Below are 24,725 nucleotides of genomic sequence, written 5' to 3'. Positions count from 1 at the left end.
TAGTCTCCTCCCCTCCAATCTAGTTGAGAATAGCTTCAGCTTCACTTCTGAATTGCGCTGCTGCTTCTTCTGGTGATGTCTGTCCGTATTTCACCGCTTCAACAATTCGGATAAACGAGCCACGAACTTCACTCTCACCCGGTGGAGGCAGTGGATCTGCTGGAGCCGCATTCTCAGCCATATACTCAAGGTACTCAAATGTTTTCTCAACTTCTTCTGATACTTTCCCTTCTAAGTGAGCACGAATTTCTGATGAGATTGGAACACCTCGCTCTGCTTGAAGTATTTCATTTGCTTCAGGATCATTTGTAACAAAATCAATAAACAACGCAGCGTTTTCTGCTTGATCCGTATGCTCAGTTACAGAAAAAGACATACTCGGTCGAATCCAATTCCCTTCCACTCCATCAACAAGCGCTGGCAGGGGACTTAACGAGAGCTCCTCTTCTGTTAACGCTTGTTGCCCAATAATTTGGTTACTCGCTATTAGCCCCATACCTGTTAAGCCATCCGCAATTGGTGAATCGCCTCCTTCAACATACTCCAAGGTGATTTCGTGAGGCGGTGATAATCCCTCATCAAGCATCTCCGTTAAAAATTGGAAAAACGCTATTAAATGCTCATCGGAAAACCCTAACCCATCACCATCTTCATTAAAAACAGTCTCACCATTCTGTCTAGCGAAAACAGAAAACATCTCAAACTCCGAAATGAGATCGTACCCATAAAACTCATCTCCCACAGCTTCACCGAGGGTACGCATCTTGTCTTTTAGATCTTCATACGTGTATCCTTCCTCTAATTGAACCCCATGCTCGTCAAATAATTGTTGATTGTAAATCATTCCGAGGGCGTTTGATCCAAGAGAAATAGCGTATACCGCATCGTCAATTGTGTTCATATCTTGGTAGGCATCATTGACATGTGTTAAGTCGATTGATCCTTCTTCAATGAAGGGTGTGAGGTCTTTTACAAGATTTCTAGAAATGTATTCATTTAGTTTGCTATTGTCCATTTGTACAATATCAGGTAAATTACTTCCTGCCGCCTGAGTAGTCAACCTCTCCCAATAGTTATCCCAAGCCGTGTACTCTGGCTCAACTTGAATATCAGGGTATTTATCTTCAAATAATTCAATCATTTCGATCGTCATTGTATGCCTTTCCTGCCCTCCCCACCAAGCCACGCGAAGGACGTCTTCATCACTCCCACCAGTGCCCGAGCTTCCCGTTTGACACCCCGCCAACACGAATACACAAAGGGCTGCCGCGGCAATAAGTACACCATTTCGATTTTTTCTCATCTTTTTTTCCTCCCTTAAAATAAATAGACCCTTTATTCTTCCGACAACGCCTTCAAATCTTCCCATTCTGTCATTACATCAGCAATGAGCGGAGTTAGCTGCTTTCGTACACCTGCTCCGACATGACGGTCATGTGCCGGTCGGTTTACTTGTTGTTCATACTTTGTTAGAAAATGAATAGCTTGAGAGTATCGCTTTGCTGTGAAGTGATTTTCTGCCTGCCGCAGGCTATTTTGTAGTCGCTTTACCAGCGGACCACGTATGTCTTCAGCTTTTATCAACGAATGCGTAATCGCTTTCAATTCATCAAAAGAGGAAACCTCCTCATGAGTTAATAAGGGCACATACGCCCAGTCAATATCCGAGGCAAAATAAAAGCTTGGGTAGGCAGGTTGATTGTACGTCACGTTCTGACCGGCAATCCCTGTTCGGTATTGAATGTCGTGCATAAGTGTGTAAAGCTTTCTGTCCGTCACTTCCGTGTTCATATAGATTCGTATTGCGGAACTATCTTCGGTCCGCACGAGTAACTCCTCGCGCCAATCGCCGAACACATCGGCAACAAGTGCTGGATTGCCTTTTGTATGATTATTCGTCCTCGTTCCTTCTGCCGTCAGTAAACGACCGTGACGCCAATCATCGATCGTTGGTGTGACATCAATCGCCCCATTGACAATTTGTGTGGTCATATCAGGGGACCATCTAATCGACATGTTCGTCCCTGGCTGCGTAGCACTAAGATTCTCTCCTTGCGCTGATTGAAGTCCGATTGCCCACGTTTCCAATCCTCTTTGTTCAGGTACCACGTCTCCAATCATTCCGCGACCTGTATCGGTGCCACTGTAAGCGCCATATAAGACGTTTCCATAACGAGCGTCCCTGAGCGCATAGCCATAAGGCGCATATCTACCTCCTTCAAACACCATAAAAGATTCCAAACCTGGTCGGTCCGGATTAATGTCGGCAACATGAAGGGCATCTCCATGGCCAAGTCGGGCCATTTCACCTGGTATTGCACTCTCTGGCGGCATCTTGGCAAAGGAGCTGTATAGAAGTGAGCCATCGTCGTCAATCGTAGCTCCACCATAAACAATTTCTTGTTTCCCATCTCCATCTACATCAGCCACGCTAAGGGAGTGGGCACCCTGCGTTGTAATCGTTCCGAATTCTTCATCCGTTCCGTCAACACCGTGAGGACTATCGTTAAACGGATTGGACATCGGCGTCCAACCACTATCGACTAACCAATTCTCTACAATGTTTTTACCATTCCAGTCGTACGCAACCAGTGTCGTTCTCGTATAATAGCCCCGTGCAAAAACCGCAGAGGGTGTTTCCCCATTCAAGTATGCGACCCCAGCTAAAAATCGATCAACCCGATTTCCCGGTTCAATACGGTTCATTGCGTAGTCGCCCCACATTAAACCATCATCTTCACGACCAGGTTTATAATGAATCGTTTGCAATTCCGAGCCCGTTTCTCCCGCAAAGACTGTTAGATACTCAGGACCATCAACGATAAACCCCTCAAATTCCCGCAGCTTGTTATTACCGCTTCTTTCTGGAGCGTATTGATCCATAAAATAGTCGGTAAGTGCCTCGGCGTCTTGCTTGTTTAATGGATACTCATACAAATGCTCGATATCGAATGCTTCTTCAATTGTTTTTGGCCAATTTCCAGCGAGCACTTCCTCATGTTCATGCCAAGTCATAAATCGTTTAACCATGTGTTCGTAATAATCAGTCGCACTCATTCGGTAATCGTCCGCATGTGAAAATCCATTTTCTTGATCTTCTTGTGGCATGGTAATGTATTCCTCTGAAATCACTTCACCGCTTTCATCAAATTTCAGTATTTTCGACCCCGGCGCCGTTTTCATCATCAGTTCCGCTTTGCCATCACCATCAAAATCATAGACAAGCATTTGCGTGTAATGTGCGCCGGACCGGATATTCTTCCCAAGGTCAACTCGATAAAGCAGCTGTCCTTCTAATGTGTAGGAATCGATATACGTATGACCGGTGTATCCTTTTTGCGACACATCTTTCGAATTAGAAGGTTCCCACTTCACGATAAATTCATAGTGGCCATCGCCGTTTAAGTCAGCGATGCTCATATCATTTGCGTGGTACGTATAGACCTCACCAGCCGGTGTTACACCGTCTTCTGGCTTCTGAAGCGGTAGTTCATAATAGCTTTCATTCCAAGGATCTACCTCATCGCTCACTTTTGATTCACCATTATTGATAGCGCTTACAAAATAAGTAGAATGAGTCGTCCCATCAGCGTCGAAATAATTTGTGCTGTCTGTAATTGTTTGCACGAGTTCCCCATCGCGGTAAAGCTCGAAATCCGCACCTGTTAGACCGTCTTCTGAGTAACCTGTTGCTTCTTCTTTAAACAATCGCCAGCTTAGAAAAATTCCTTCGCCAGTATCCGCAGCAACTAAGCCACGGTCAAGTTTCTCCAGTTGAACATCAAACACTTTTTTAACTGGTGAAGAGACAACAGCGGAAGGGTGTCCTTCTTCTCCACCCTTGACTGGAAGTACTTTAAAATAATGCGGTTTATGGGTGGAACCCGCGAAAGTGTACGACGTGTCTCCTGTCTCGGCAATTTGTTCAAATTCCATGTCTGCTGTATCTTTATCGGCCCAGTAGACACGATAAGTATCTGCATCAACTAAGTCATTCCATTGGAGCAAGACTTCTGATTGACTGGAGTGGGGGATCGTCACAAGGAAGTCGTCTTTTGAAACTGCGCTACTTGTAAAAAGCGGAAAACTCATTCCTACGATCAGTAATGTGAGTGAGACATTGCGAATCATTGCCATCATACTTTTACCCTCCATTTCCACAGTAATGAGAGCTAAACCCAGTCTCCTTTCTCTACCAATTTTTTCTCTCTTACCTCTTAGCATACAATTGCCTTCTGCTCAGGTCTTATTAAAATCGGCTGTCCTTTCCCACTTTCAGAAACATTGGAGAAATAACAAAAGACAGTGAGCGTTGCTCACTGTCTTTTAGCTTTCTTTTCTACTTGCACTAAAGGAGCGAATTCTTCCCCTAAATGAGCTGAGCCATCGTAGCATTCGACTAGTTGTTCCCGCAGTCCTTTTACAATGACCTGGTCATTCAAACGGAATAGACGGTTGTCATCAAAAAGCTTTACCGGCCATTCACGAAAACGTTCAATCAATTGAACGTGAGCTTTCGCAGTCTCGTGACTACATGGCACAGCGACTTGATTGTTCTGTATAGATTCAATACACCAATCCAATTTGGCAAGCGCCTCCTTTTGATTCACATCAAGCGTTCCGTACTCTTTTTTAGTACCATCACGAAAAGAAGCAATCACTTTTCCTGTATCGTTTTGACATGCATACGTGACCGTCGCATGTTCAAATTCATAGTCAAATAACGGTCCAACCTCCTCGTCTGTAGCATGAGAAGCATAAAAGAATAGGTTCGTTTCTGCTGTAGTTTTTACCCGGATGGCACACGTATCAAATGTCTCGATGTTATTCGCTTTGTACAAATCGGCATCCACATGCTCAATAGCAGCACAAGAGTCGATTTCGTTGCCTAGAACATAAAGCATATTATGAAGAAAATGAGCGGCTGCGTTATTGGCAATGCTATCGAATACAGCTTTTCCTTCAGGTGCATAGCGCTTTCCCGCCCAATTGGAACGATTAAAATAACCGTCGTTTCTAGGCCATGCGACCAGTGTGCGCAACTGCTTTGCTTTTCCAAAGACACCTCGCATCCGGTCACGTTTAACGGCCTGCATCGTCTCGCTAAATGACCAATTAAACCCAACAGCAACCCAATTACCCGAATCGTCCACAGCTTTATCAAGAACAGAGAAATCTGCACTGTCCCCGGTCAGCGGTTTTTCACATAATACACAGCTATTATGTTTTAACGCTTCCACGACGTGCATGGTATGAAGATGGATTGGTGTGCATACAATCGCTAAATCTGCTTGTTGTTCTTCATAAAAAGCTGAGAGCGTAGAATAAATGGGAATTCGCTCTGCTTGAAGTTTGGAGAAAAACCGACTTCGTTCAGGCGCTATTTCCACAACTCCAGCAAGATTCACATCCGTACGTTTCAATAACGCCTGCAGGTATACATCTCCGTAGCCATTGATTCCTACCATAAGAATGCTGACGTTGTTTGCCACGTTCGTTCGCCTCCCTCTCTCCAACTATACGTAAGAATGGTAACGATCTATTACCTGAGCCAATGCCTCGTTCCCATTCATATCCCACAGGAGCTGGTTCATAATTTCCACTTCAATCGGTCCCTTATAACCGGCAGCTTCTACCCGTTTCCTCATCTTTTTTAACTCAATTACACCGTCCCCCATTAAAGAGCGCCCTTTAAACATATCAACAATTGGCACTTTCCAATCTGACACGTGAAACCCTAGAATATTTCCCGTTGCTCGCTGTATCTGCTTTTCAAGATATGGGTCCCACCAGACATGAAACGCATCGACAACAACGCCAACGTGATCTTTACCAATTTTCTCAGCTAAATCATTTGCCTGTTCGAGCGTGTTAATAACCGAACGATCGGCAGCATACATCGGATGTAGCGGCTCGATTCCTAATTTAAGCCCATGGTCTTTGGCGTAGGGGACGATCGCCTCAATTCCTTCTTCTACATGGCTTCGAGCCTCATTCAAGTCGTTAGTTGCACCGGGTCCACATACGAGAACAAGCACATCCGTACCAAGCTCAGCCGCTTCAACAATTGCCCGTTTATTATCCTCTATCCGACGAACTCGTTCTTCCTTTGTGCCTGCTGAGAACATGCCACCACGGCATAAGCTTGATAGCGAAAGCCCTGCATCGCTGAGATGTCTTTTCGCTTCTTTTAAACCATATTCATGCAGTTTATGACGCCAGACGGACATCCACGCTACTTCCTGACGAACGGAGCCTTCAATCGCTTCCGCTAGACCCCATTGTTCTGTTGTAATCTGATTTAAACTGAATCGCTGCATCGTCGCTTGATTATTCATAAGAAAGCACCTCTTGGCTAATTCCTGCCCCTTGCAGTACATTGTCCATGCGCTGCACTGCTTGCTCAGGCTTCGTAAGCAGGCCCGCGTCATCAGCCAATATAAATAGTTTTGCTAGATGTATCACAGACCTCGCTCCCTCTGCCCCAGCAATCATGCGGAAGTGGTCTTGAAACCCATTTAAATAGGCCATAAAAACAATACCTGTTTTGTATGCATACGTCGGCGCTTCAAAAATATGGCGAGCAAGCGGAACGGTAGGCGCTAAGATAGCTTCATAGGCATGCGTATCGTTAGTGTCCAATGCTTGAAAAGCACTTGCTGCTGCAGGTGCGATCGCATCAAAAATCCCTAATAAGGCGTCACTGTACCGGTCGCTATCCCCTTTTATTAAGTCTGGATAATGAAAATCATCACCCGTATACATCCGCACACTCTGTGGAAGACGATTACGCATCGTCACCTCCCTGTCTTTATCAAGTAGCGAAATTTTAATTCCATCTATTTTATCCGCATAAAGATGAATGATTTCTAAGCATGCATCCATCGCGCGCTCAACATCTGCACTTCCCCAATAACCCGTTAAGGTCGGATCGAACATTTCCCCGAGCCAATGGAGAATGACCGGTTCTTTCACTTGCCGGAGCAACCGCCCGTACACAGCTTTGTACATTTCTGGTGATTGCGCCGTCCTCGCCAGCGCCCGACTAGCCATAAGAATGACTTTACTTCCATGTGACTCGACATAGTCAACTTGTTGTTCATAGGCAGCGATAATCGCATCAACTGAATGGTCTTTTGCTTGATCAAGCTGGTCCGTTCCCGCTCCAGAAGCGATCAAACCGCCACAAGCTCTTGCCTCTCTCGCAGATCGAGCAATTAGCTCTTTTGCATGTTCCCATGACAATCCCATGCCCCGCTGAGCCGTATCCATTGCCTCGGCGACGCCAAAACCCAATTGCCAGAGGGAGCGGCGATAGGCTAAAGTTGCTTCCCAGTCAACTTCGCCCCCTAAAACAGGCTGGGCAACGGATAAGGGATCAGCTACAACGTGCGCTGCCGAATAAGCCCTTCGCGAGTGAAAATGGTTTGTGCTTGAAAATACCCGCTCTTGTTGCTTTAACGTGTAAGAAACCAACTGACGATTTTCATTAGGAAGGGTTATTTTCATTTGGCTTACACCATCTTTTCCGCGACAGCAGCAAGGTTTGGAACATCAACCCACCTACGCTCTCGCCACGCTTGAAGCCCGAGATCCGAAAGTTGTGTTCCTTTTGCACCCTCTAGCAAGTTCCAAGGAAACGGCTCGTCACATGCAACATGTTTTAAAAATAACTCCCACTGGGCTTTAAAGCCATTCTCATAGACTTCATTTTCCGGCATGTCATCCCACTGATCTTTAAATGAAAATTCATTCGCTATATCGGGATTCCAAGTAGGACGGGGTGTTTGCACACGGTGCTGGACTTTGCAATCGCGTAACCCCGCAACAGCACTACCAAGCTTCCCATCAACGTGAATCGTTAACAAATCATCACGGTTCACCCGCGTTGCCCATGACGAATTAGCTTGAACGACAATACCATTTTCCAACTCAAAGATGGCATAGGCAGCATCATCCGCCGTAGCTTTGTAAGGCTTGCCATCTTCGTCAATTCGCGTGGGAATATGCGTTGCCCCAAGGCAAGAGAGCGCTTTTATTTTTCCAAAAAGATTGTCAATTACATACCGCCAGTGAGCAAACATATCAACGATTATTCCACCCCCATCTTCTTCACGGTAATTCCAGCTCGGCCGCTGACCCTTCTGCCAATCGCCTTCAAACACCCAATAACCAAAATCAAGTTTAACAGCTAAAACTTCGCCAAAATAGCCGCTATCAAGTAAGCGCTTTAATTTTAATAAACCTGGTAAAAACAGTTTATCTTGAACAACCCCGTTCTTTACACCTTCCTCCTCAGCCAATCGTGCCAGTTCAAGTGAGCCTGCTAAACTAGTAGCCGTCGGTTTCTCACAGTAAATATGCTTTCCAGCTGCAATCGCTTTTTTGATATCTGCGGCGCGGCGGTTCGTTGTTTGCGAATCAAAGTAAATGCTGTTCTCCTTATCAGCTAACGCTCGATCTAAGTCCGTCTCAACTCGACTAATCCCGTACTGTGCTGCTAAGTTTTCTAGCTTGTTTTCATTGCGTCCCACAAGAATTGGGTCTGGCATTAAGACATCTCCATTATTTAGTGCGATCCCACCTTGATCGCGTATAGCAACAATTGAGCGAATTAAATGTTGGTTCGTCCCCATTCTGCCTGTTACACCGTTCATTATTACTCCAATTTTTTTCGTGGTCACTTGATATCACTCCTATTGACTGATTTCCTTTTAGCATATAGGAAGTGAACCGCATTATTCTTACCACTCTAGGCGAACCATTCTCAATTTAAGAGATCGTTTTCCTTCGCTTCATCTAATTGTGTTTTCTGGTAAACAAGTGGACTAACCCCTACTCGGTTCTTAAATACACGATAAAATGTCGATACAGATTCAAAGCCAACTTCAAAACAGATCGATACAATGTCTAATTGCGTCTCGACTAATAAATGTTTCACTCGATTTAGTCGAATCTCGGTCAAATATTGCATGGGGGTTAGTTGATAGCTATCTTTAAAAATTTGCTGCATGTAACGAGAACTAATTCCCATTTTTGCTGCAAGATCTTCAGCGTGAGTGAGTTGATAGTAGTGGCTTTCGATGTAGCGCTTTAGTTCAGCCGCCCGGCGATCGTTTGCATCTTGTATACTGCTTTGTTGTTTCATCCGCACTAATGCAAGCAAAATCTGTCCAAGAAATAGTTTCAACCCTATCGCAGATTGAATCTCCTGATCATGCAACTGTTCATATAACATTTTCCGTAATAACTGCCTAATCTCACTACCCTTAAACGCGTTAAGCTGCAACACCTCAGAGTGCTTAAATACCGGAGCAACTAATTCATCACGATAATCATCTGTCAAATGAAGTTCATCAAACTGGAGCACAAGTATGGTCATCTTTGAACTCGCGTGAATGGAATGTGTGGTTCTTGGCCGAATGACAATAAATCGATCTTCCTGTAACGCATACGATCTGCCATCTAGTATGCAATCACCCTCACCCTCAAGGACATAGAGCAATTGATGGGTTTCGTGAAAATGACTCTTAATCCGGTTTTTTGCACGGTGCTTATTCTCGTATAAATGAATACCATCTTTTGTATGCAACAGCTCATGCCTCAAGCTTCTCACCTCAATGGATTTTTTTTCAGACATTCTTTCTAGCACAAAAAAACATCTTACTGTGCTGACAAACAGAAAGATGCTGGTTTTGAATTCAATTTTCTACCCACTTTTCCACGTTACTTCAATCCACCCTGCATCCGTTAAAAAATCTTCGCGCGACAGTTGTTCCTGACACATAAACTGGCGATATGCGGTTATTGTTCCGTCATGAGAGACCAAAATCACACGGTGCTTAGCCCATTCCTCACACCATTCCAAAAATGCCTTAGCTTGGGCATCAAACTGAGCTTGCGAGATTGTATTAATTCCTTCACTCCAGCTACGTTTATTTTCTACTTCTGCAATGTGAACGGTTGGAAAATCTCTTTTTATAATCGATCTCTCCAATATTTGATCACACGGCAGTGTCTGTTTTCCTTGTTTTAAAGGAAACATTCGTGGACCTAAGGCTGGATGTACAACTAGGTTGCACGCTAGAGAATCTGCAAGAATGACCGCCGTCTGTAACGTCCTCCTCGTTGGGCTAATCAAAATTGTCTCTTCTTTCACTACGTTTAATTCGTGCTTAATACCTCCTGCCTGAGCCCTCCCTCTCTTCGTTAAAGAAGGATCTTGTAGCAATAGCGAGTGAGGAAGTCGCATGGTATGCTCACCTTCAGCGTGGCGAACGAAGACAAATTTCATAAAACACACCTTCCCTTTTTAACGGTTTAACCAAGGGGAAAAGTAAGAACAAGATAAAACATCAACACAACACCAAGTGAACAGGAAAAGAATACAGCCTTTGTTGTCTTTGATCGATTTCTTAACCAGTTCCACCTCTTACTGTCCTGATCAATCCAAAGAAAATCACCGATCAGAAAAAGGATAATAAAAACGATTGGCCAAAAAGCAGTTTCCAATAGGAACACTCCTAATTAAATGATTTTTCTAATTATATCACATTCGATTAATTGCTGGTAATGATTACAAGCTAAAGGAATGTACCTCGTTTTGTAGAAAGATTAGTTAATCCATTTATCAAATAAAACGAATTAAAGGACTGATCTTATATGAACAATGAGAAAATCAATATCCTGCAGACAGTAGCAAATGTAAAGGAATACAAAAACATGGTGCTCTCTAACGTAAACGATCATGTGGTAAGAGTTGCTGTCATTGATGGGGAATTTCATTGGCATCATCATGAAGCAGACGAATTGTTTATGGTACTTGAAGGCGAGTTAATTATTGATTTGCCTGAAGAGAAGCAGATTCATTTAGGACCAGGTGAGATTTACACAGTACCAGCGTTCACCTATCACCGAACTCGTTCTAATGGAAGAACGGTCAACCTATGCTTTGAGAAAAAAGATACCGACATTAACGGCGCTTAAACAATTATGAAAAGGCAGCTTTCTACGCTGCCTCACCTCTACATTCCCATTCGTTCCTTTACTTCTTGCAAAAACGGCGCACTGAGCGCTCTTGCCTTTTCCGCTCCTTCGGCTACGATGCGATCAATTTTTTCCGGTGCAGCCAACAGCTCTTTATGCGTTTCTCTTGGTTGTTCTAGCACTTGATTAATGACACTGAATAACTCTTTTTTTGCGTCACCCCAGCTGATTCCGCTTTGATAGGCTTCATGCATTTGCTCTATAGCTTTTGCTGATGCAAATTGTTTATATAGCGTAAATACAATTGATTGCTCTGGGTCTTTTGGTGCTTCAGGCGGAGACGAGTCCGTTTTAATTTGGTTAATCAGCTTTTGTAGGCTCTTCGGCTCTTCAAATAATGGAATCGTATTTTTGTAGCTTTTGCTCATTTTCCGCCCGTCCAGCCCTGGTAAAATTGCCGTTTCTTGAATGCTGTGCGTCGGTAGAGTGAACGTCTTGCCGTAGCTATGATTAAACCGATCGGCCAAATCTCGGGCAATTTCAATATGCTGGAGCTGATCGTTTCCAACAGGCACAACGTCCGTTTGAAACAGCAAGATGTCGGCAGCCATCAGGACTGGATAATTGTAAAGCCCCATGTTCACATTGGTATCTTTTTCTTTGTTTCCGCGCTCGTTTTCATCAACGATGGCTTTGTAGGCGTGCGCGCGATTCATCAGTCCTTTTGGGGTAAGCGTACTTAGAATCCAGGCAAGCTCAAAGATTTCTGGGATGTCCGACTGCTTATAGACAATCGCTTTCTCGGGGTCCAACCCTAGCGCTAACCAAGCAGCCATCATTCCACGCGTTAATTGCTTCAGTTCATGTACATCATGCTTGTTCGTTAGGGCATGGGCATCAGCAATAAAATACATCGGTTTGTATGACTCCACCTGCGCTAGCTCGAGCGCAGGCTTAATGGCGCCAATATAATTCCCTAAATGAATATGACCCGTTGGTTTAATGCCTGTCAGCACTGTTTTTTTCATAAAAATTCCTCCTTTTAAAAACACAAAAAGGGCTACTCATCCTAAAAAAAGGACGAGTAACCCGTGGTGCCACCTTCATTCGTCTACAATTGTAAACGCACTTATCCGTACTGAGCAGACATCAGCTCAATACTTCGTCTTTTTTAACGGCAAGACCTCCCGCTAGACCTACTAACCTGTTCAGTCTAGAAGCTCCGAAGCCCATTCAACAAAAGTCCTGTACTGATTCGCACCATCCATCAGCTCTCTGCCACAATTCCCATGCCTACTCTTCTTCATCTTCGCTTTTCAAAATATTAACAGTATCTTAGACGATTCATTCAGAAATGTCAAGCTACTCTTCCCTTTAACTTGCTTGCTTGATTTCTTGAATTTGTTCAATATGTCTCATCTCATGATAGGTACGGAGCTCGACCCATTGCTTTAATGACAAGTGACTAAAGACAGGGTGTCTTGATGACCGTTCCGTTAATTCTTGCTCATCAATCTCCGCTAGCGTTTGATCAAATTCTTGTTTACTTGCTTCTAATTGCTTGAATAAATCTTCTTTATTGTATGGTCCGTTCCCAGGCATGACAATTTCCGGTGCTTCAATCTTTGTCTGGCGATCGAGCGCCATTTCAATTGGTTTAACAGAAGCCGATTCTTTCTCAGCTTTATTCATTGTGTACACAATCGTTTGTCTCACACGCTGGTCCATTAAGCTTAGATGCTCACAGATTTGACCAATGCTCCACGTTTCTTCGTCTTTTTTTCTGTTTAATTCCTCTTCACTTAAATGCGCTACTTCCTGTAATAATCGTTCCCGTACTTCTTCTGCGCTTACATTTTCCAACTTTTCCATCGTCCTTCACTCCCTCAAATGATTGGGCCACTCCACTCTCAATTCCACATATTCCATTAACTATCCTGCTTAATTATGTTCTTCAATTGCTCGCTTAATGATTTAATCTCTCCTATTCTCTTTAAATTCCACTCTTAGGTTTTTTTAAACAAAAGGCATCTGAAAAGCGCTGAAATAACCATGATGTTTACTTGATCATTACTTGCGAAAGTTGAGTTCCCTTACATTATCCGTTATATTATTCTATATAGAAATTGATTGAACGTTTTATCACCTAGTTCCGTCATTATTAATCCATTCAGGAGGCTTATCTAGTGTTATTTGCCATTATTGCTTGTTTGCTTTTCTCGCTCTTCTTTTCGGGTAGTGAAACAGCACTGACCGCCGCAAACAAGATGAAGATTCAAACAAAAGCTGCCGCAGGAGACCGTAAATCCGAGGGACTCTTAAAGCTTGTATCACGACCCGATCAATTCATAACAACAATTCTAATCGGAAACAACATTGCAAATATCTTACTCCCAACCCTTGTAACAATGGTGGCGATTGATTATGGCATTAGCGTCGCTTTAGCAACAGCTGTACTGACCGTGACAATCATTGTATTTGCTGAAGTGTTGCCTAAATCAATTGCTGCATCTTTTCCAGACAAGATTGCTTATCTTGTCTCACCCATCATTCGAACGATTATGGTGATCTTAAAACCTGTTACCTATTTACTTAACCTAGCAACTGGCTCGATCATTCGTATTCTATCTAAGAATCAACCTAAGGAAGAATCCTATTCAAAAGAAGAGTTGCGTGCGATTGTTGACATTGCAAGCGGTGAAGGAACGTTTGAAAAAGACGAGTCTCACCGAATTAAAGGAATTCTCGATTTTAGAGAACTTGACGTGAAGGATGTCATTAATACGCCCCGGATCGAAATTGAAGCCATTCAAGAAGACACGCCTTATGAAGCAGTTCGGGATTTTGTAATTAATAATCGTTATACACGCTATCCGATTTATAAAGAAGACCGAGATGCGATTACTGGAATTTTTCACTCGAAATATTTAGCTTCATGGTCATTAGAGCCAGATAAGCATATAACCGATTTTAGTGATATGCAGCCACTGATTGTTTTTGAATTTCAATCAGTAGAGGCGATTTTCAGGAAAATGATGCAAGAACGAAAACACATGGCCATTGTTTATGACGAGTATGGCGGGACTGAGGGTATTATTACCCACGAGGACATTATTGAAGTGATGATCGGACAAGAAATTGAAGATGAAACCGATCATGAAGATGATGGTTTAATTGACTTCATCACAGATACGCAAATTGACTGTCACGGTAAACTCTCCCTTCGCAAACTGAACAATGTTTTCGGGACAGACATTCCAGAAGATGAAAACAATCTTGCTGGGTATGTCTTAAAACACTTTGGTCGCTTACCTTCAAAAGGAGAATCTTTTGAGACGGACAATTTACGTTTCACTGTGCTTGAGACAGACTTAGATCGTAAACGGATTTTGAAAATGAGTATTGTTAAATTAGAGCCTCATCAAGAAGAATTATAAGTGATTTGCCTCTGTCCGATATGGGCAGAGGTTTTTTTATGCAGTAGCTTCCGTAAATACCTGACTTCAGCAATTATTAGACGAGCCTGCCTATCATTCCAATAGCTTTGCTCATTCGATTCACAAATCCTTACGTCAGTGCGTTTTTTCCATCCACTTGGCAATTTGTTGCTCATCGCTGTTTGCACTCTGCTTTAATTGCGAACGAACAAGTGCCTGCCGCTCTTGTGAGTGATTTTGACTAAGTTTGGCTTTTCCTTCTAATCGTTCAATCTTAAGTTTGAAAGCTTGAATGCCTTTACTCATATTTTTGAGATAAGTAGCATCGAGCTCTGTAACATCGTAGGTGCTGTCCTCAGCTTCATATGCCGCAATTAAGTTCGTTAATGAATCTCGAATGTCTGTTTCATCGTCAAGTAGAATCATTTCACCATGTACGTGAACCGTTACGTAATTCCATGTGGGCACCGCTTTATTGGTTTCATACCATGAAGGAGAGATGTAGCAGTGTGGTCCATGAAAAATGGCTAGCACTGTTTGATTACGAATCGATTTCCACTGGGGGTTTGGTCTGGCAAAGTGACCATAAAGATAAGTCCCCTCTTTGTTTATTTGCAAAGGCAGGTGGGTCGCCTCTGGAACTCCGTCAACTTGGGAAATTACCGTCGCAAAACTATGGTTCTTTATGACGGAAATCATCGTTTCCTTATCGGTCATCTTAAAATGAGTCGGACTGTACATCGTACTCCTCCTTACGGTATTGGTTGCTGCCGGGTTGTTGTTTTCGTTCAGTCCAAGCCTTAATGGCATCACTTCGAGTCTTTCCTTTATTATGAGCGTCGGCAAAATAATCTCGTATAAATTGATTATATTCAAACTGTTTTGGAATGTCTCGACGGTATAATGGATTTTTCTTACGTGCCTTTTCCGCGTACCACTCAAGCCTGACATCATTATAGGTTTTTGTTGGATTCGTTTTTAAATAGTGCTGGATATGAGTCGAAAAATGAAAGGTTGGAATGATTGCTGTAAAGAAGGCTCGTACCTCCTGCGTACAACGATGGTTTTCCCCGATTATTGTCTCAAGACTTAGTGGTTTCCTTTGGTCATTTTTCAATTGAACCCTTCTAATTGGTTCCTTGAGTTCACCAGTTCGCAAATAATAGTCAATTCGATCAGTTAACTCTTCCTTAGAACCCCCTGCACTTGCACTGATTTCTCGGCAAAAATGCTGAAGTTCTTTTTTTAACCAATAATAAGCTCTAAATGATTCTATATTCAACTCTCTATGTAGTGGTGGTCGCATATTACACCTCTTTTTTTGAACTAAAAAGAGCTGGGACAGAACGTTAAACATGAACTTTAACTAAATCCGCTCCAGGAGAACCCTTCGCTACCAGCGGGCATCATCAGCCTTTTCCGTGCAAATACCGCCACGACAAGGGCTTCAGACTCGTGCTCTCCCATAGGATTTAGATAAAAAACGAACAGACGATTAAGCCTAAATTGGACCGTTCGTCTGTTCATTACGCTCCTATCTCTTTGTCCCAGCCTCCTCTATATCTTATTTATTCTTATTCCGAAACAAATACATAGTCAGTGGTGCAAAAACAACTACTAGTGCACTTGAAACAAGCAGGACAAGGCCGATATCTTGAAGAGTAGCTGTGTTATGCATCAGTCCCCGTACTGCATTTGCAAGGATTGAAATTGGGTTAACACCCACAAACCATTCCAACCAGCCTGGTAGCGTACTCGGATCAACGAATACATTGCTGACAAACGTTAATGGAAATAAAATCATCATGCTTACCATCATCAGCGATTTATCTGAACGCATCACTACCCCTAATGCCGTCCAAATCCATGAAAGACTGAACGCAAACAACAGAATTAACCCAACCGCTAAACTAACCCCAGCAACGCCTCCCTCGGGTCTGAAGCCAAGAATGAGTCCTAATCCAATCATAATGCCCATCGCTAGTAAGTAACGAATGACGTCAACAAGTAGTCCTCCCACCAGTGTTGCGGCAACCAGATTGGTAGCGTGCGGAAGCGATCAAATATCCCTTTTCGGATGTCATTATTTAAATCCAATCCTGTGTACATCGTAATTTGTGCGACGGTCATTACCAATATTCCAGGCAACAGAAACTGCAAGTACTCACTAGTTGAGCCAGCTATCGCGCCGCCGAATAAGTAGGTAAACATAAGCAAGAAAATAACAGGAAATGCGGTCACATCAAACATTTGCTCAGGAATATGCTTTATCCGTAGTAAAGCACGTGAAGCAAATGTGAACGTCGCTTGGACAAAGTTTGGGCTTTTAGGTCGATCTTTACGGACAATGGCTTGATCAATTAGGTTTCTTTGTTTATCCATGATCTTCCTCCTCTACTTTCTCCCCAGTCAAGGTCAAGAAGACTTCGTCTAAACTTGGTTTTCCAAGTGAAAAATCAACGATGTTAATACCAGAAGCCGTTAACTTTCCGAGCGCCTCAACGACAAGTGTCGGATGGTTTACTTGTGCAGTTAAGGTCTGATTGTCTGTCTGATAGATTGTTGTCGCTAATTGTTCTTCCAGCAGCTTAATCGCTTCCTCTCGATCCTGATCAGACGCGAGCTCTACTTGTAGACGACTGTCACCAACCGAGTCCTTTAACTCTTTGCTCGTAGCCTCAGCAATAATTTTGCCTCGATGAATGACAGCTATCCGATCGGCCAATTGGTCGGCTTCTTCTAAATACTGCGTCGTCAGCAAAACGGTCGTGCCTGCTTTCACTAGCGCCCGAATAATATCCCAAACTTCATTTCGACTCATTGGATCAAGACCTGTAGTTGGTTCATCTAAAAACAGCAATTCTGGTGTGACAATAATACTTGCTGCGATATCCATTCTTCGTCTCATTCCACCAGAATAGTTCTTCACCTGCTTCTTGCCAGCGTCTTCTAACCGAAAAGCTTGAAGCAGTTCCATCGCCCGCTCTTTTGCTAACTTCTTGGAATAACCGAATAAGCGCCCAATCATAACCAAATTCTCAATCCCGGTTAAATCTTCATCAAGTGAGGCATATTGACCCGTTAAGCTAATTTGTTTTCGCACCTCGCCTGTTTCTTTTGCGACATCGTAACCCATTACTTTCGCATAGCCTCCATCAGGCTTTAACAGTGTCGCTAGCATCCGAACGGTCGTCGTTTTTCCTGCACCGTTTGGTCCTAAAAAACCGTATACGATTCCCTTTGGCACCGTTAAATCAATTCCATCAACTGCGCGTTGTTTTCCAAACAACTTCACTAAATTCTTCGCCTCAATCGCGTATTCACCCATGGTCACTCACTCCTTAATCAATCCCTTACGTTCTTTATCGTCAGCGCTCTGTTCATCCTTCATACTTATGTTTGATTGCCTCAAGCTCTTTCAATAGAACATGACGCAAACGAGTCGGGGCAATTAGCTCCGCTGACGCTCCATAACTTAAACAAAGTTGAATGGCATAAAGCTCATCATACAGTGGCATCTGCACATCGATCCATGCTTTATGAGCCTCAACCCCTTCAAAAAACTGCTCACGCACTCGCTTCTCGACCTCAAGTGAGAAACGCAAATGGACCATCTCCAACGAAACAAAGGCTTGATCCGGTTGCTTCTCTCTTTCAATAAATGAATCTTTCAAAATAACTAGGTCTGTCATTCGGGCCAATCGAAAGACTCGGTCTGCTTTTCGAGATCGGCAGTATCCCTCGCCATACCACCTTCCTGCTTCATACAAGACATTTCGCGGTTCAACCGTCCGCTCGGATTCATTTCCTTTTGCATCACAATACTGAAATGAAACAAGCTTCTTTTTTGATAATGCGTCCAGCCATGATTGTATGAACGAACGCTCCTGTTCATGACTACTTAAAGACAGCAAAACTTGGTTATTAGCTTGTTCCGTAACAAGGGGTTGAATCGCCGCCAGCTTGTCCCGAACGGCTTGAGACGGTTGAAACTCCATTTTTTCTAAAAGTTGATAAAGAAAGGAGAGCTCAGCAAGAGAGAATAGTTGTTTTGATAACGCAAATTGCTCCATTATTTCAAAACCACCCTCAACTCCTGCATGCGCAACAATCGGTATACCCGCTTGCGCGAGCACATCTATATCGCGGTAGATCGTTCGTACGGATACTTCGAATTGCTGAGCCAATTCTGGTGCTGTTACTCGTTTTCTTGAAGCCAGCAGCTGAACAGTAATGCCAAGTAAGCGATCAAGCCTCATCGTTTCACCCCCACTCTCTATTATCCTAAATCTATAACCCTGACATCTTAACTGTCAGGGTTAGAAACTAACCTAACTATTTCTTTTCGACAACTACTGCCATCGTCTCTGCTTTTCCATTAAAAGCTTGCCCCGCTGCATTATTATAAACCGCAATCAACTTAAATCCAGCGGCTGCAAGTTCATTAACAAACCTATCTCTCGTAAAAAATTGATTCCAAATGTAATACGTATCCACATCATCCTCCGTTACGATAACCGACTGCTCAAGCGTGACGAGATCGGAATATTTTACGTTTTGCGCTAGTTCAAGGTGCTCGCGCTCGGACCAAAAACCGCCCTGCTCATGCAGATGCCAAGACCGAGACTCCGTAAACGCGTCGTATTTTAAGTCAGTAAACACATCAAGAAACAACCTGCCTCCTTCCTTTAAACGATGCCAGCAATTAGAGAGAAATTGTTTTCTATCAGAAGCGGAGAGCGCACCGTAATCACAATAGATAAGCGTCGCGAAATCATATTTCTTGTTCTCCATCTCCTCTAAATAATTTTGAATTTCATACGTTATTGGTAGCTGTTTCTCTTTAGCCTGAGACTTAGCGTAAGCAATCGAATTAGCTGAAAAATCAACGCCTGTCACCTGATAGCCACGCTTTGCAAAGGCTTCACAGTAAAACCCAGGACCACAACCATAATCAATAATCGCCTTTGTTTCGTTAGTCAACACCTCATGACATAAAAAAGCGACTGACCGTTCAATAAATGCCTGATTTCGGCTAGCACCTTCTGTCGCCTGACTGAGATGAGCTTCAAGCAGATGCGTTGCAATATGAGGATCGGTCCAAAACATCTTCTCCGACCGTGTAAAAGGTTCCGGTTTCTTTACGCTTGCTAGTAACTTCTGATTCATTGTTCATTCCTCCTCTTTTATCAAACACAAAAAACCCGCAGAGTGATTACTCTACGGGTTACGAGCATAGGCACCGCAGAATAAAACAACGATTTTGCGCAAAACAAAGAAGCATGTTCCCATACTTTTTATTTTGCTACAAAACAATCGTTTTACCCTGCTCCAGTCACCATCACATTTCTGAACGCCAAAACGTCAATGGTGCCGAATGTCTTCACCTAGCTTTCTTCTGTTTGTTGTTGTAGCTTAACAGAGTTTTGTTTGCCTTTCAACCTTATTAAGATAAGCAAGAATTGGAGCGCCAACATACGTATCGAACTGAGGATAGTCACTGCGGTAATTACAGTTCCAGTAGCTAATGATCTGACTCTTTGTTGTTTGTACAAACTGAGGATTTGCTTTAACAAATGCAGCCATTGCACTCTCGTCCAAATCAGACAGCCGTTCTTTGACCGTATCTAAAATTTCTATTACGTACTCCCCGGTTAGCCGAAAAATATACGGGATAACCCAAGGATACTTGCCACTATTAGAAATGAGCTCTATAACATAGCGTTCTCGCACGAACCCGTCATGATGACGTGAGCACAAACAAGCATATACGATGACCTGCTGCTCACTTAACTCTTCAACCTTACTATCTTTAGGCATTTTTATGTATAAGCGCTCTGGAATTTGTAGTTGTTCTTCATCATAATGGACCGAAAACCAACTGTTTGCACGCCCGTCTCGAGGGCGAATCTTCTTTTTAATAACAGCTTTAACGTCTGCTTTTAATTCTTGCGGAAACGCTTCATAAAGTAGATTCTTTCCTGCAAAAAGCATAAATCACGCTCCCTATCAAAAAAGTCAGACTCTCATAAATAAGACTTATGCTGAACATTAAGTGCTTTCGACATCGAAGAGCACGATATGTTTAAATTACAATCACGATTGAGAAAATTAGAATCTAGCCTTCGTTCTATTTTATAAAATTGGTATAATCAGATAAAACAAAACTGGAGGTACCTTATTATGGCTATTCCAAAATTTCCACAAGTCCCGCCTTTATCTCTTGAGCAAATTCGAGCGTTAACAATGCTGGCATTTTATCAAGATGTAAAACCTGAGCCCTGTGACGCGATATTTGTCTTTGGTGGCTCTCACCCCGGCAATTGGCAACATCCCCTTCAAGCCTATAATCACGGACTAGGAAAGAGAATCATTGTGACCGGGGGCACAAGCTCTTGGAGGATGACGCACCGTGATTGGAACGGAGTAGCCGGAAGTGAAGCAGAATGGATTGTGTCCAAACTAATTGAGAACGGCGTACCAGAAGATGCGATTGTGTATGAAACCAAATCAAAAAGCTCCTTTGAAAACGTCTCTGAAGCAAAAACAATCGTCAATTTTACAAAGATTAAAAGCCTACTTGTTATCTGTAAAAGTTACGGCACCGGCAGACAAATTCGCACGCTCCAGAAACAGCTTCCGAAAAATATGAGCTACATCCCCTATTCATTTGATACAGCTTTTGATGACGAGCCATTGCTTACAAGATTAACTTGGCATCAAACAGAGAAAAACCGCGCTCTTGTCTTTGGTGAATACCTCCGAATCCTTCATTATGGAAATCAAGGTCAGATCGCTCCATCAAATCAGCCAATCGAAGGACTTGAAAACGCGCATTTAGCTTATATTACGTAAACGACAGACCTTCTTCTTCTAGACAAGTACGCAACGTTGGTAATGAAGCAGGACCAATTCCATGTAGCTGAAGAATGTCCTTTTCTGTGTAGGTCGACAAACGTTCGACAGTCGTAATTCCTGCATGTAGCAATGCTCTTCTTGCTGGGGCCGAGAGCAAAGCAAGAAAAGCAGCTTCATCTTTGTGCTTACCATAACTCGCTTTCATCATTCACGCTCCCTTGTATGGTCTAACTCTAGGTAACAACCATCACAACTACATCAATTAAAAGAATTGTGACGAAAATGCCAATAATCCCAATGAGCCAACCTTTGTCTCTTTGCTTTGCTACAATCATCTCAACGGCAAGGACCGAAACCGTAAATGCAACGCATAAGTTAAAAGCCACATCCAGCCAAACTTGATCATTAAAGAAACGAACAATGAATAAAACAATGATGGCAACCGAAGTCCAAGGCCATATTGTCTTTAAGACTTTCATAAAATCCTCCTTTTAAAGATTAAAGCTTGAAGCTAAAAGTAGTTTCGTAGTACTCTCCTTACTCTTTCCGCGCCACAACAATTAACATCATCGGACGTCTCATTTCATCTTTCATCCCCGGTAATGACCGCACGCCTTCCGCCGGCATCGGTTCAACGACTCGTTCAATGCGGAAACCGTTTGTTAAAAGACCGTCCAAATAAGTCGTTAATGTCTTATGATACTTGACCACGGTTTCACCTAAAAAGGTTGCTTTTCGCTCCCCTTCATAATAGTAATTATCAACTGGAAAATGAGCAATTTCATTGTCTTGACCATAAATCCATTCCTGACTTCCTTCCGCCGTAAAAACAGGATGTTCCACCGAAAAGATAAATTGACCATTGGCCTTTAGCCCTACGTTTGCTTTTTTGGCAACCTCGTCAAATGACGGCACATAATGCAGCGCAAGCGAACTTAAAATGACATCAAACTGCCCCGGTTTTATCTCAAAATCCTCAATCCCAGACTGCACGTAGTTCACATTGTTGAAAGCTGTGGACTTCTCTTCGGCTACCTCAAGCATTTTCGTCGATAAATCGACGCCGATCACACTCGTCGCACCATGCTCTGCCGCATACATGCTGTGCCAGCCATAGCCACAGCCTAGATCAAGTACCGACTTCCCCTTAAAAGCTGGAAGCAATGGTTCTAACGTGCTCCACTCTCCAGCACCTGCTAGCCCTTTAACCGAGCGGTCCATTTGGCTATACTTTTCGAAAAAAGCATGATTGTCATACGAATTATGTTTCATCTTTCTCCCTCCCATTCTTTCTTTGATGCTGAATCATAAAATTAAAAACGTACGGTCCTCTGGAAAATCCATTTTTAATGAACGAATCTCCTCAATCGACTTCCAAGCAATTTCATAAATAAGTTGATCAGGGTCTTGAATGTTCATCTGTCCAGCTATTTTGTTTAATAAGAAATAATGGACCTCATACGCCAATTGAGGTTGGTTATAATAACCTGTTTTTACTTTAATGAATTGGCTTACTTCAGTTTGATAGCCCGTCTCTTCCTCAACCTCTCGCAGACAGCAAGCTTGATAGGTTTCATCCACTTCTCTTCCACCTGACGGAACCGACCACGTTTTTTCTTCATCAGGCGCTCCCTGTAATACCATTAATAGTTTACCTTCTTCATTAATGCAAATTCCAGCTGAACCTGTCCATTTATTCATGAGACAACACTCCTAAACAAGAAGGTTAAAAAAAAGACGCTAATCTTGCAGAAATTTAGCATATTGTGTATTGGGAAATATCTAATTGTTCTTACATTTAATTAGAATCGAGATTATAATGGAATTATCTTGAAAGGAGGTAAACAAATGTATGTTACGATCCCAGCGGAAGAAGTCGGTGCAAAAATTGTAGAATGGTACAGTTGCATCATTGCCCGTTCCGTTGATCAAGCTGTCCTGCTGCATACCGAGATTAAAGAAATGCTTAAACGAATGGAACCAAGTGACCGTATGCTAGCTTACTATTCTCTTGTTGAATATCGATTTACCCTCATGCGAGACCAAACAACCGATGAAACAACAGGAGGCAAGATGCTTGAGCACGTTGGCATTACTGTAGAAAAGTCTATCGACCATATGCTTCACTATCTCTATTACTTCGTTAGTGGTCAGCATGAATTTTTGCACGAGCGCTACCGCTCAGCTGTAAAACTATTTCGCAAAGCTGAACGGTTACTAGAGCATGTAAATGATGCGGCTGAAGAAGCCGATTTTCATTACTACATGGGAATTTCGCTTCAAAGAATTAACCAAAATGTGCTTGCTTCCTCTTACTTAGAAGAAGCGATTGTTTCCTTTAAAAGATTGGGCTATCCTGAAAGAGAAGTTTATTGTCAACATATCTTAGCTTCAATATTCTCAGAGGCAGGTAACTACCAAAAAGCAGAAGAAATACTCAAAACCAGTATGTCCCAAGTTCAAAAGAACACGCATACTGAGGTTATTCTAATAAGATCTTTAGGAGTAAATGCACATCGGAAAAAAGATTACCAATCAGCCGTACATTTCCAAAAGTTAATTATAGAAAAATATGAAATTAAAGATACCATTGTTTATAGCAAGGCTAAGTATAGTCTAGCAAGAGCATTATTTGCACTCGATCAATTTGACGAAGCACAGCAATGGCTGTTTGAAGCGTTAAAGGAAGCGACATATCACAAAAATCGTGAATACATCCTACGTTGTAAAATTCTTGAATCCTTATATATCTTAGAAAACAAAGCTAAATTAAATCAGATTACAAATGAATTAACAAAATTAAAACTACACTATGAGGTAGAAGAATTAAGTGAAGAGATTTCAGGCGTTTTCGAGAAAAAAGGATATACAGATATTGCCCTTAGTTTTTTAAAAATTGCCCTTCAGGCAAAACAAAAAAACCTATATTTAGGAGTTGATCAATCTTGAAAAAATCAATATCAGCGTTTCTCATCATATTTTTCTTAGCCTCTTCCCCAAGTACATTACATGCTTATCAGGATGAAAATCCTATTACACCATTTGAAAAACCAGACTACGGACATTAAACCTTTAGTGATACATTAACGTTAAAAGAACCCTCACAACGGGTTCTTTTAACTTTATCGCATATCTCTCCCATCACGGTATCGGCTCCTGCTTCTCAGAAAACACATATAAAAACGGAAGAAAAAGCGTCAAAAACACAAACAACCCAATAACGACTAAAAAATACTCCATAAATGACGGCCCCCAAAAGATTTGAATGATCGGCAGAAGCACAAACACAATGAGAGCCGACGGTATTCCGGCAGTTACAAAACTACTCTTTGTGATAAATTGCTTCTGCTTACACGCTGGGCATTTTCTTCTCGAAAACTGATACCGCATCGCTTCTCCATACGTAAATGAATGCTGACAAGATGCACATGTGGGCAGTTTCAT

Annotated in this window: 26 protein-coding genes, 2 pseudogenes and 1 other annotated feature; of the genes and pseudogenes, 5 read left to right on the top strand and 23 right to left on the bottom strand. The window is 42.6% G+C overall.

The genetic code is table 11. The features are described from left to right. Nucleotides 1-19 precede the first annotated feature (19 nt). The 9 genes from JOC54_RS00305 to JOC54_RS00265 form a co-directional block, all read right to left on the bottom strand. A complete protein-coding gene (locus JOC54_RS00305; protein WP_204463546.1) occupies nucleotides 20-1,303 on the bottom strand; it encodes an ABC transporter substrate-binding protein in 1,284 nt (427 codons plus the stop codon). 32 nt (nucleotides 1,304-1,335) lie between these two features. Further along, complete coding sequence (locus JOC54_RS00300) at nucleotides 1,336-4,140, bottom strand: rhamnogalacturonan lyase family protein (RefSeq protein ID WP_239586514.1); 2,805 nt, start codon at nucleotides 4,138-4,140, stop codon at nucleotides 1,336-1,338. Nucleotides 4,141-4,316: 176 nt separating this feature from the next. Then, nucleotides 4,317-5,492 (bottom strand): Gfo/Idh/MocA family protein, encoded by a 1,176-nt coding sequence (locus JOC54_RS00295; protein WP_204463545.1) that lies wholly within the window; start codon nucleotides 5,490-5,492, stop codon nucleotides 4,317-4,319. A 24-nt stretch (nucleotides 5,493-5,516) separates the two neighbouring features. Next, nucleotides 5,517-6,338, bottom strand: coding sequence for a sugar phosphate isomerase/epimerase family protein (locus tag JOC54_RS00290; protein ID WP_204463544.1), 822 nt, complete (start codon nucleotides 6,336-6,338; stop codon nucleotides 5,517-5,519). Next, nucleotides 6,331-7,509 carry a dihydrodipicolinate synthase family protein gene (locus JOC54_RS00285; protein ID WP_204463543.1) on the bottom strand — a complete coding sequence of 393 codons (1,179 nt, stop codon included), beginning with the start codon at nucleotides 7,507-7,509 and terminating at the stop codon, nucleotides 6,331-6,333. The genes JOC54_RS00290 and JOC54_RS00285 overlap by 8 nt, the downstream gene beginning before the upstream one ends. Nucleotides 7,510-7,514: 5 nt before the next feature. Beyond that, on the bottom strand, nucleotides 7,515-8,684 hold the full coding sequence (locus JOC54_RS00280; protein WP_204463542.1) for a Gfo/Idh/MocA family protein: 1,170 nt from the start codon (nucleotides 8,682-8,684) through the stop codon (nucleotides 7,515-7,517). Nucleotides 8,685-8,767: 83 nt separating this feature from the next. Then, a complete protein-coding gene (locus JOC54_RS00275) occupies nucleotides 8,768-9,616 on the bottom strand; it encodes a helix-turn-helix domain-containing protein (protein ID WP_367617757.1) in 849 nt (282 codons plus the stop codon). 93 nt (nucleotides 9,617-9,709) lie between these two features. Next, entirely contained in the window at nucleotides 9,710-10,294 is a 585-nt protein-coding gene (locus JOC54_RS00270; RefSeq protein ID WP_035417179.1) for a histidine phosphatase family protein, read from the bottom strand. A gap of 26 nt (nucleotides 10,295-10,320) precedes the next feature. After that, on the bottom strand, nucleotides 10,321-10,512 hold the full coding sequence (locus JOC54_RS00265; protein ID WP_035417177.1) for a hypothetical protein: 192 nt from the start codon (nucleotides 10,510-10,512) through the stop codon (nucleotides 10,321-10,323). Nucleotides 10,513-10,662: 150 nt separating this feature from the next. On the opposite strand from JOC54_RS00265, the gene JOC54_RS00260 reads away from it, so the two are divergent. Beyond that, complete coding sequence (locus JOC54_RS00260) at nucleotides 10,663-10,986, top strand: cupin domain-containing protein (RefSeq protein ID WP_204463540.1); 324 nt, start codon at nucleotides 10,663-10,665, stop codon at nucleotides 10,984-10,986. A 38-nt stretch (nucleotides 10,987-11,024) separates the two neighbouring features. Here JOC54_RS00260 and JOC54_RS00255 read toward each other — a convergent pair whose 3' ends face one another. Then, the gene (locus JOC54_RS00255; RefSeq protein WP_204463539.1) at nucleotides 11,025-12,014 is read right to left on the bottom strand and encodes a tryptophan--tRNA ligase; all 990 of its coding nucleotides are present in this window, start codon (nucleotides 12,012-12,014) and stop codon (nucleotides 11,025-11,027) included. 45 nt (nucleotides 12,015-12,059) lie between these two features. Then, nucleotides 12,060-12,305, bottom strand: a binding site (T-box leader). Nucleotides 12,306-12,360: 55 nt separating this feature from the next. After that, nucleotides 12,361-12,858: a DinB family protein gene (locus JOC54_RS00250; RefSeq protein ID WP_204463538.1), complete on the bottom strand. Its 498-nt coding sequence runs from the start codon at nucleotides 12,856-12,858 to the stop codon at nucleotides 12,361-12,363. Between the two features lie 314 nt (nucleotides 12,859-13,172). On the opposite strand from JOC54_RS00250, the gene JOC54_RS00245 reads away from it, so the two are divergent. Further along, on the top strand, nucleotides 13,173-14,423 hold the full coding sequence (locus tag JOC54_RS00245) for a hemolysin family protein (protein WP_204463537.1): 1,251 nt from the start codon (nucleotides 13,173-13,175) through the stop codon (nucleotides 14,421-14,423). Nucleotides 14,424-14,558: 135 nt separating this feature from the next. On the opposite strand, the gene JOC54_RS00240 is transcribed toward JOC54_RS00245, so the two are convergent. The 7 genes and pseudogenes from JOC54_RS00240 to JOC54_RS00210 form a co-directional block, all read right to left on the bottom strand. Further along, on the bottom strand, nucleotides 14,559-15,164 hold the full coding sequence (locus JOC54_RS00240) for an FMN-binding negative transcriptional regulator (RefSeq protein WP_204463536.1): 606 nt from the start codon (nucleotides 15,162-15,164) through the stop codon (nucleotides 14,559-14,561). Beyond that, nucleotides 15,142-15,729, bottom strand: coding sequence for a DUF6434 domain-containing protein (locus JOC54_RS00235; RefSeq protein WP_204463535.1), 588 nt, complete (start codon nucleotides 15,727-15,729; stop codon nucleotides 15,142-15,144). Before JOC54_RS00235 ends, JOC54_RS00240 begins: the two co-directional genes overlap by 23 nt. Before the next feature lie 258 nt (nucleotides 15,730-15,987). Next, a pseudogene (locus tag JOC54_RS00230) lies at nucleotides 15,988-16,805 on the bottom strand (ABC transporter permease). Further along, nucleotides 16,798-17,751, bottom strand: a complete 954-nt coding sequence (locus tag JOC54_RS00225) for an ATP-binding cassette domain-containing protein (RefSeq protein ID WP_204463534.1) — start codon at nucleotides 17,749-17,751, stop codon at nucleotides 16,798-16,800. The pseudogene JOC54_RS00230 and the gene JOC54_RS00225 overlap by 8 nt, the downstream one beginning before the upstream one ends. Before the next feature lie 52 nt (nucleotides 17,752-17,803). Beyond that, the gene (locus tag JOC54_RS00220) at nucleotides 17,804-18,682 is read right to left on the bottom strand and encodes a helix-turn-helix transcriptional regulator (protein WP_204463533.1); all 879 of its coding nucleotides are present in this window, start codon (nucleotides 18,680-18,682) and stop codon (nucleotides 17,804-17,806) included. A 76-nt stretch (nucleotides 18,683-18,758) separates the two neighbouring features. Beyond that, on the bottom strand, nucleotides 18,759-19,592 hold the full coding sequence (locus JOC54_RS00215) for a class I SAM-dependent methyltransferase (RefSeq protein WP_204463532.1): 834 nt from the start codon (nucleotides 19,590-19,592) through the stop codon (nucleotides 18,759-18,761). Nucleotides 19,593-19,838: 246 nt separating this feature from the next. Next, entirely contained in the window at nucleotides 19,839-20,417 is a 579-nt protein-coding gene (locus JOC54_RS00210; protein WP_204463531.1) for a hypothetical protein, read from the bottom strand. Nucleotides 20,418-20,606: 189 nt separating this feature from the next. Here JOC54_RS00210 and JOC54_RS00205 point away from each other — a divergent pair, with 189 nt between their 5' ends. Further along, a complete protein-coding gene (locus JOC54_RS00205) occupies nucleotides 20,607-21,278 on the top strand; it encodes a YdcF family protein (protein ID WP_204463530.1) in 672 nt (223 codons plus the stop codon). On the opposite strand, the pseudogene JOC54_RS00200 reads toward JOC54_RS00205, so the two are convergent. From JOC54_RS00200 to JOC54_RS00185, 4 genes and pseudogenes are all read right to left on the bottom strand, one after another. Continuing rightward, nucleotides 21,271-21,447, bottom strand: a pseudogene (locus JOC54_RS00200) (helix-hairpin-helix domain-containing protein); the annotation flags it as partial. The gene JOC54_RS00205 and the pseudogene JOC54_RS00200 sit on opposite strands and share 8 nt — an antisense overlap. Before the next feature lie 67 nt (nucleotides 21,448-21,514). Further along, a complete protein-coding gene (locus tag JOC54_RS00195) occupies nucleotides 21,515-21,760 on the bottom strand; it encodes a hypothetical protein (RefSeq protein WP_204463529.1) in 246 nt (81 codons plus the stop codon). A gap of 58 nt (nucleotides 21,761-21,818) precedes the next feature. Continuing rightward, nucleotides 21,819-22,553 carry a class I SAM-dependent methyltransferase gene (locus tag JOC54_RS00190; RefSeq protein ID WP_204463528.1) on the bottom strand — a complete coding sequence of 245 codons (735 nt, stop codon included), beginning with the start codon at nucleotides 22,551-22,553 and terminating at the stop codon, nucleotides 21,819-21,821. A gap of 33 nt (nucleotides 22,554-22,586) precedes the next feature. Beyond that, on the bottom strand, nucleotides 22,587-22,982 hold the full coding sequence (locus JOC54_RS00185; protein ID WP_204463527.1) for an NUDIX hydrolase: 396 nt from the start codon (nucleotides 22,980-22,982) through the stop codon (nucleotides 22,587-22,589). A gap of 147 nt (nucleotides 22,983-23,129) precedes the next feature. Between JOC54_RS00185 and JOC54_RS00180 the strand changes: the two genes are divergently transcribed. Further along, nucleotides 23,130-24,230 carry a response regulator aspartate phosphatase gene (locus tag JOC54_RS00180; protein ID WP_204463526.1) on the top strand — a complete coding sequence of 367 codons (1,101 nt, stop codon included), beginning with the start codon at nucleotides 23,130-23,132 and terminating at the stop codon, nucleotides 24,228-24,230. Continuing rightward, the gene (locus tag JOC54_RS23060; protein WP_275582655.1) at nucleotides 24,227-24,349 is read left to right on the top strand and encodes a hypothetical protein; all 123 of its coding nucleotides are present in this window, start codon (nucleotides 24,227-24,229) and stop codon (nucleotides 24,347-24,349) included. Before JOC54_RS00180 ends, JOC54_RS23060 begins: the two co-directional genes overlap by 4 nt. A 73-nt stretch (nucleotides 24,350-24,422) precedes the next feature. On the opposite strand, the gene JOC54_RS00175 is transcribed toward JOC54_RS23060, so the two are convergent. Continuing rightward, nucleotides 24,423-24,725 carry a TIGR04104 family putative zinc finger protein gene (locus JOC54_RS00175; RefSeq protein ID WP_204463525.1) on the bottom strand — a complete coding sequence of 101 codons (303 nt, stop codon included), beginning with the start codon at nucleotides 24,723-24,725 and terminating at the stop codon, nucleotides 24,423-24,425.

It is taken from the genome of Shouchella xiaoxiensis (assembly GCF_016907895.1).
Classification (GTDB): Bacteria; Bacillota; Bacilli; order Bacillales; family Bacillaceae_D; genus Shouchella; species Shouchella xiaoxiensis.
Note: the sequence above shows the minus strand (reverse complement) of the source record. Positions and strands in the feature narration are given on the sequence as shown.

Coding starts and splice junctions, on each gene's coding strand:
- JOC54_RS00305 (WP_204463546.1), bottom strand. CDS start 1,303: ATGAGAAAAAATCGAAATGGTGTACTTATTGCCGCGGCAGCCCTTTGT.
- JOC54_RS00300 (WP_239586514.1), bottom strand. CDS start 4,140: ATGATGGCAATGATTCGCAATGTCTCACTCACATTACTGATCGTAGGA.
- JOC54_RS00290 (WP_204463544.1), bottom strand. CDS start 6,338: ATGAATAATCAAGCGACGATGCAGCGATTCAGTTTAAATCAGATTACA.
- JOC54_RS00285 (WP_204463543.1), bottom strand. CDS start 7,509: ATGAAAATAACCCTTCCTAATGAAAATCGTCAGTTGGTTTCTTACACG.
- JOC54_RS00270 (WP_035417179.1), bottom strand. CDS start 10,294: ATGAAATTTGTCTTCGTTCGCCACGCTGAAGGTGAGCATACCATGCGA.
- JOC54_RS00260 (WP_204463540.1), top strand. CDS start 10,663: ATGAACAATGAGAAAATCAATATCCTGCAGACAGTAGCAAATGTAAAG.
- JOC54_RS00255 (WP_204463539.1), bottom strand. CDS start 12,014: ATGAAAAAAACAGTGCTGACAGGCATTAAACCAACGGGTCATATTCAT.
- JOC54_RS00250 (WP_204463538.1), bottom strand. CDS start 12,858: ATGGAAAAGTTGGAAAATGTAAGCGCAGAAGAAGTACGGGAACGATTA.
- JOC54_RS00240 (WP_204463536.1), bottom strand. CDS start 15,164: ATGTACAGTCCGACTCATTTTAAGATGACCGATAAGGAAACGATGATT.
- JOC54_RS00235 (WP_204463535.1), bottom strand. CDS start 15,729: ATGCGACCACCACTACATAGAGAGTTGAATATAGAATCATTTAGAGCT.
- JOC54_RS00225 (WP_204463534.1), bottom strand. CDS start 17,751: ATGGGTGAATACGCGATTGAGGCGAAGAATTTAGTGAAGTTGTTTGGA.
- JOC54_RS00220 (WP_204463533.1), bottom strand. CDS start 18,682: ATGAGGCTTGATCGCTTACTTGGCATTACTGTTCAGCTGCTGGCTTCA.
- JOC54_RS00215 (WP_204463532.1), bottom strand. CDS start 19,592: ATGAATCAGAAGTTACTAGCAAGCGTAAAGAAACCGGAACCTTTTACA.
- JOC54_RS00210 (WP_204463531.1), bottom strand. CDS start 20,417: ATGCTTTTTGCAGGAAAGAATCTACTTTATGAAGCGTTTCCGCAAGAA.
- JOC54_RS00205 (WP_204463530.1), top strand. CDS start 20,607: ATGGCTATTCCAAAATTTCCACAAGTCCCGCCTTTATCTCTTGAGCAA.
- JOC54_RS00195 (WP_204463529.1), bottom strand. CDS start 21,760: ATGAAAGTCTTAAAGACAATATGGCCTTGGACTTCGGTTGCCATCATT.
- JOC54_RS00190 (WP_204463528.1), bottom strand. CDS start 22,553: ATGAAACATAATTCGTATGACAATCATGCTTTTTTCGAAAAGTATAGC.
- JOC54_RS00185 (WP_204463527.1), bottom strand. CDS start 22,982: ATGAATAAATGGACAGGTTCAGCTGGAATTTGCATTAATGAAGAAGGT.
- JOC54_RS00180 (WP_204463526.1), top strand. CDS start 23,130: ATGTATGTTACGATCCCAGCGGAAGAAGTCGGTGCAAAAATTGTAGAA.
- JOC54_RS00175 (WP_204463525.1), bottom strand. CDS start 24,725: ATGAAACTGCCCACATGTGCATCTTGTCAGCATTCATTTACGTATGGA.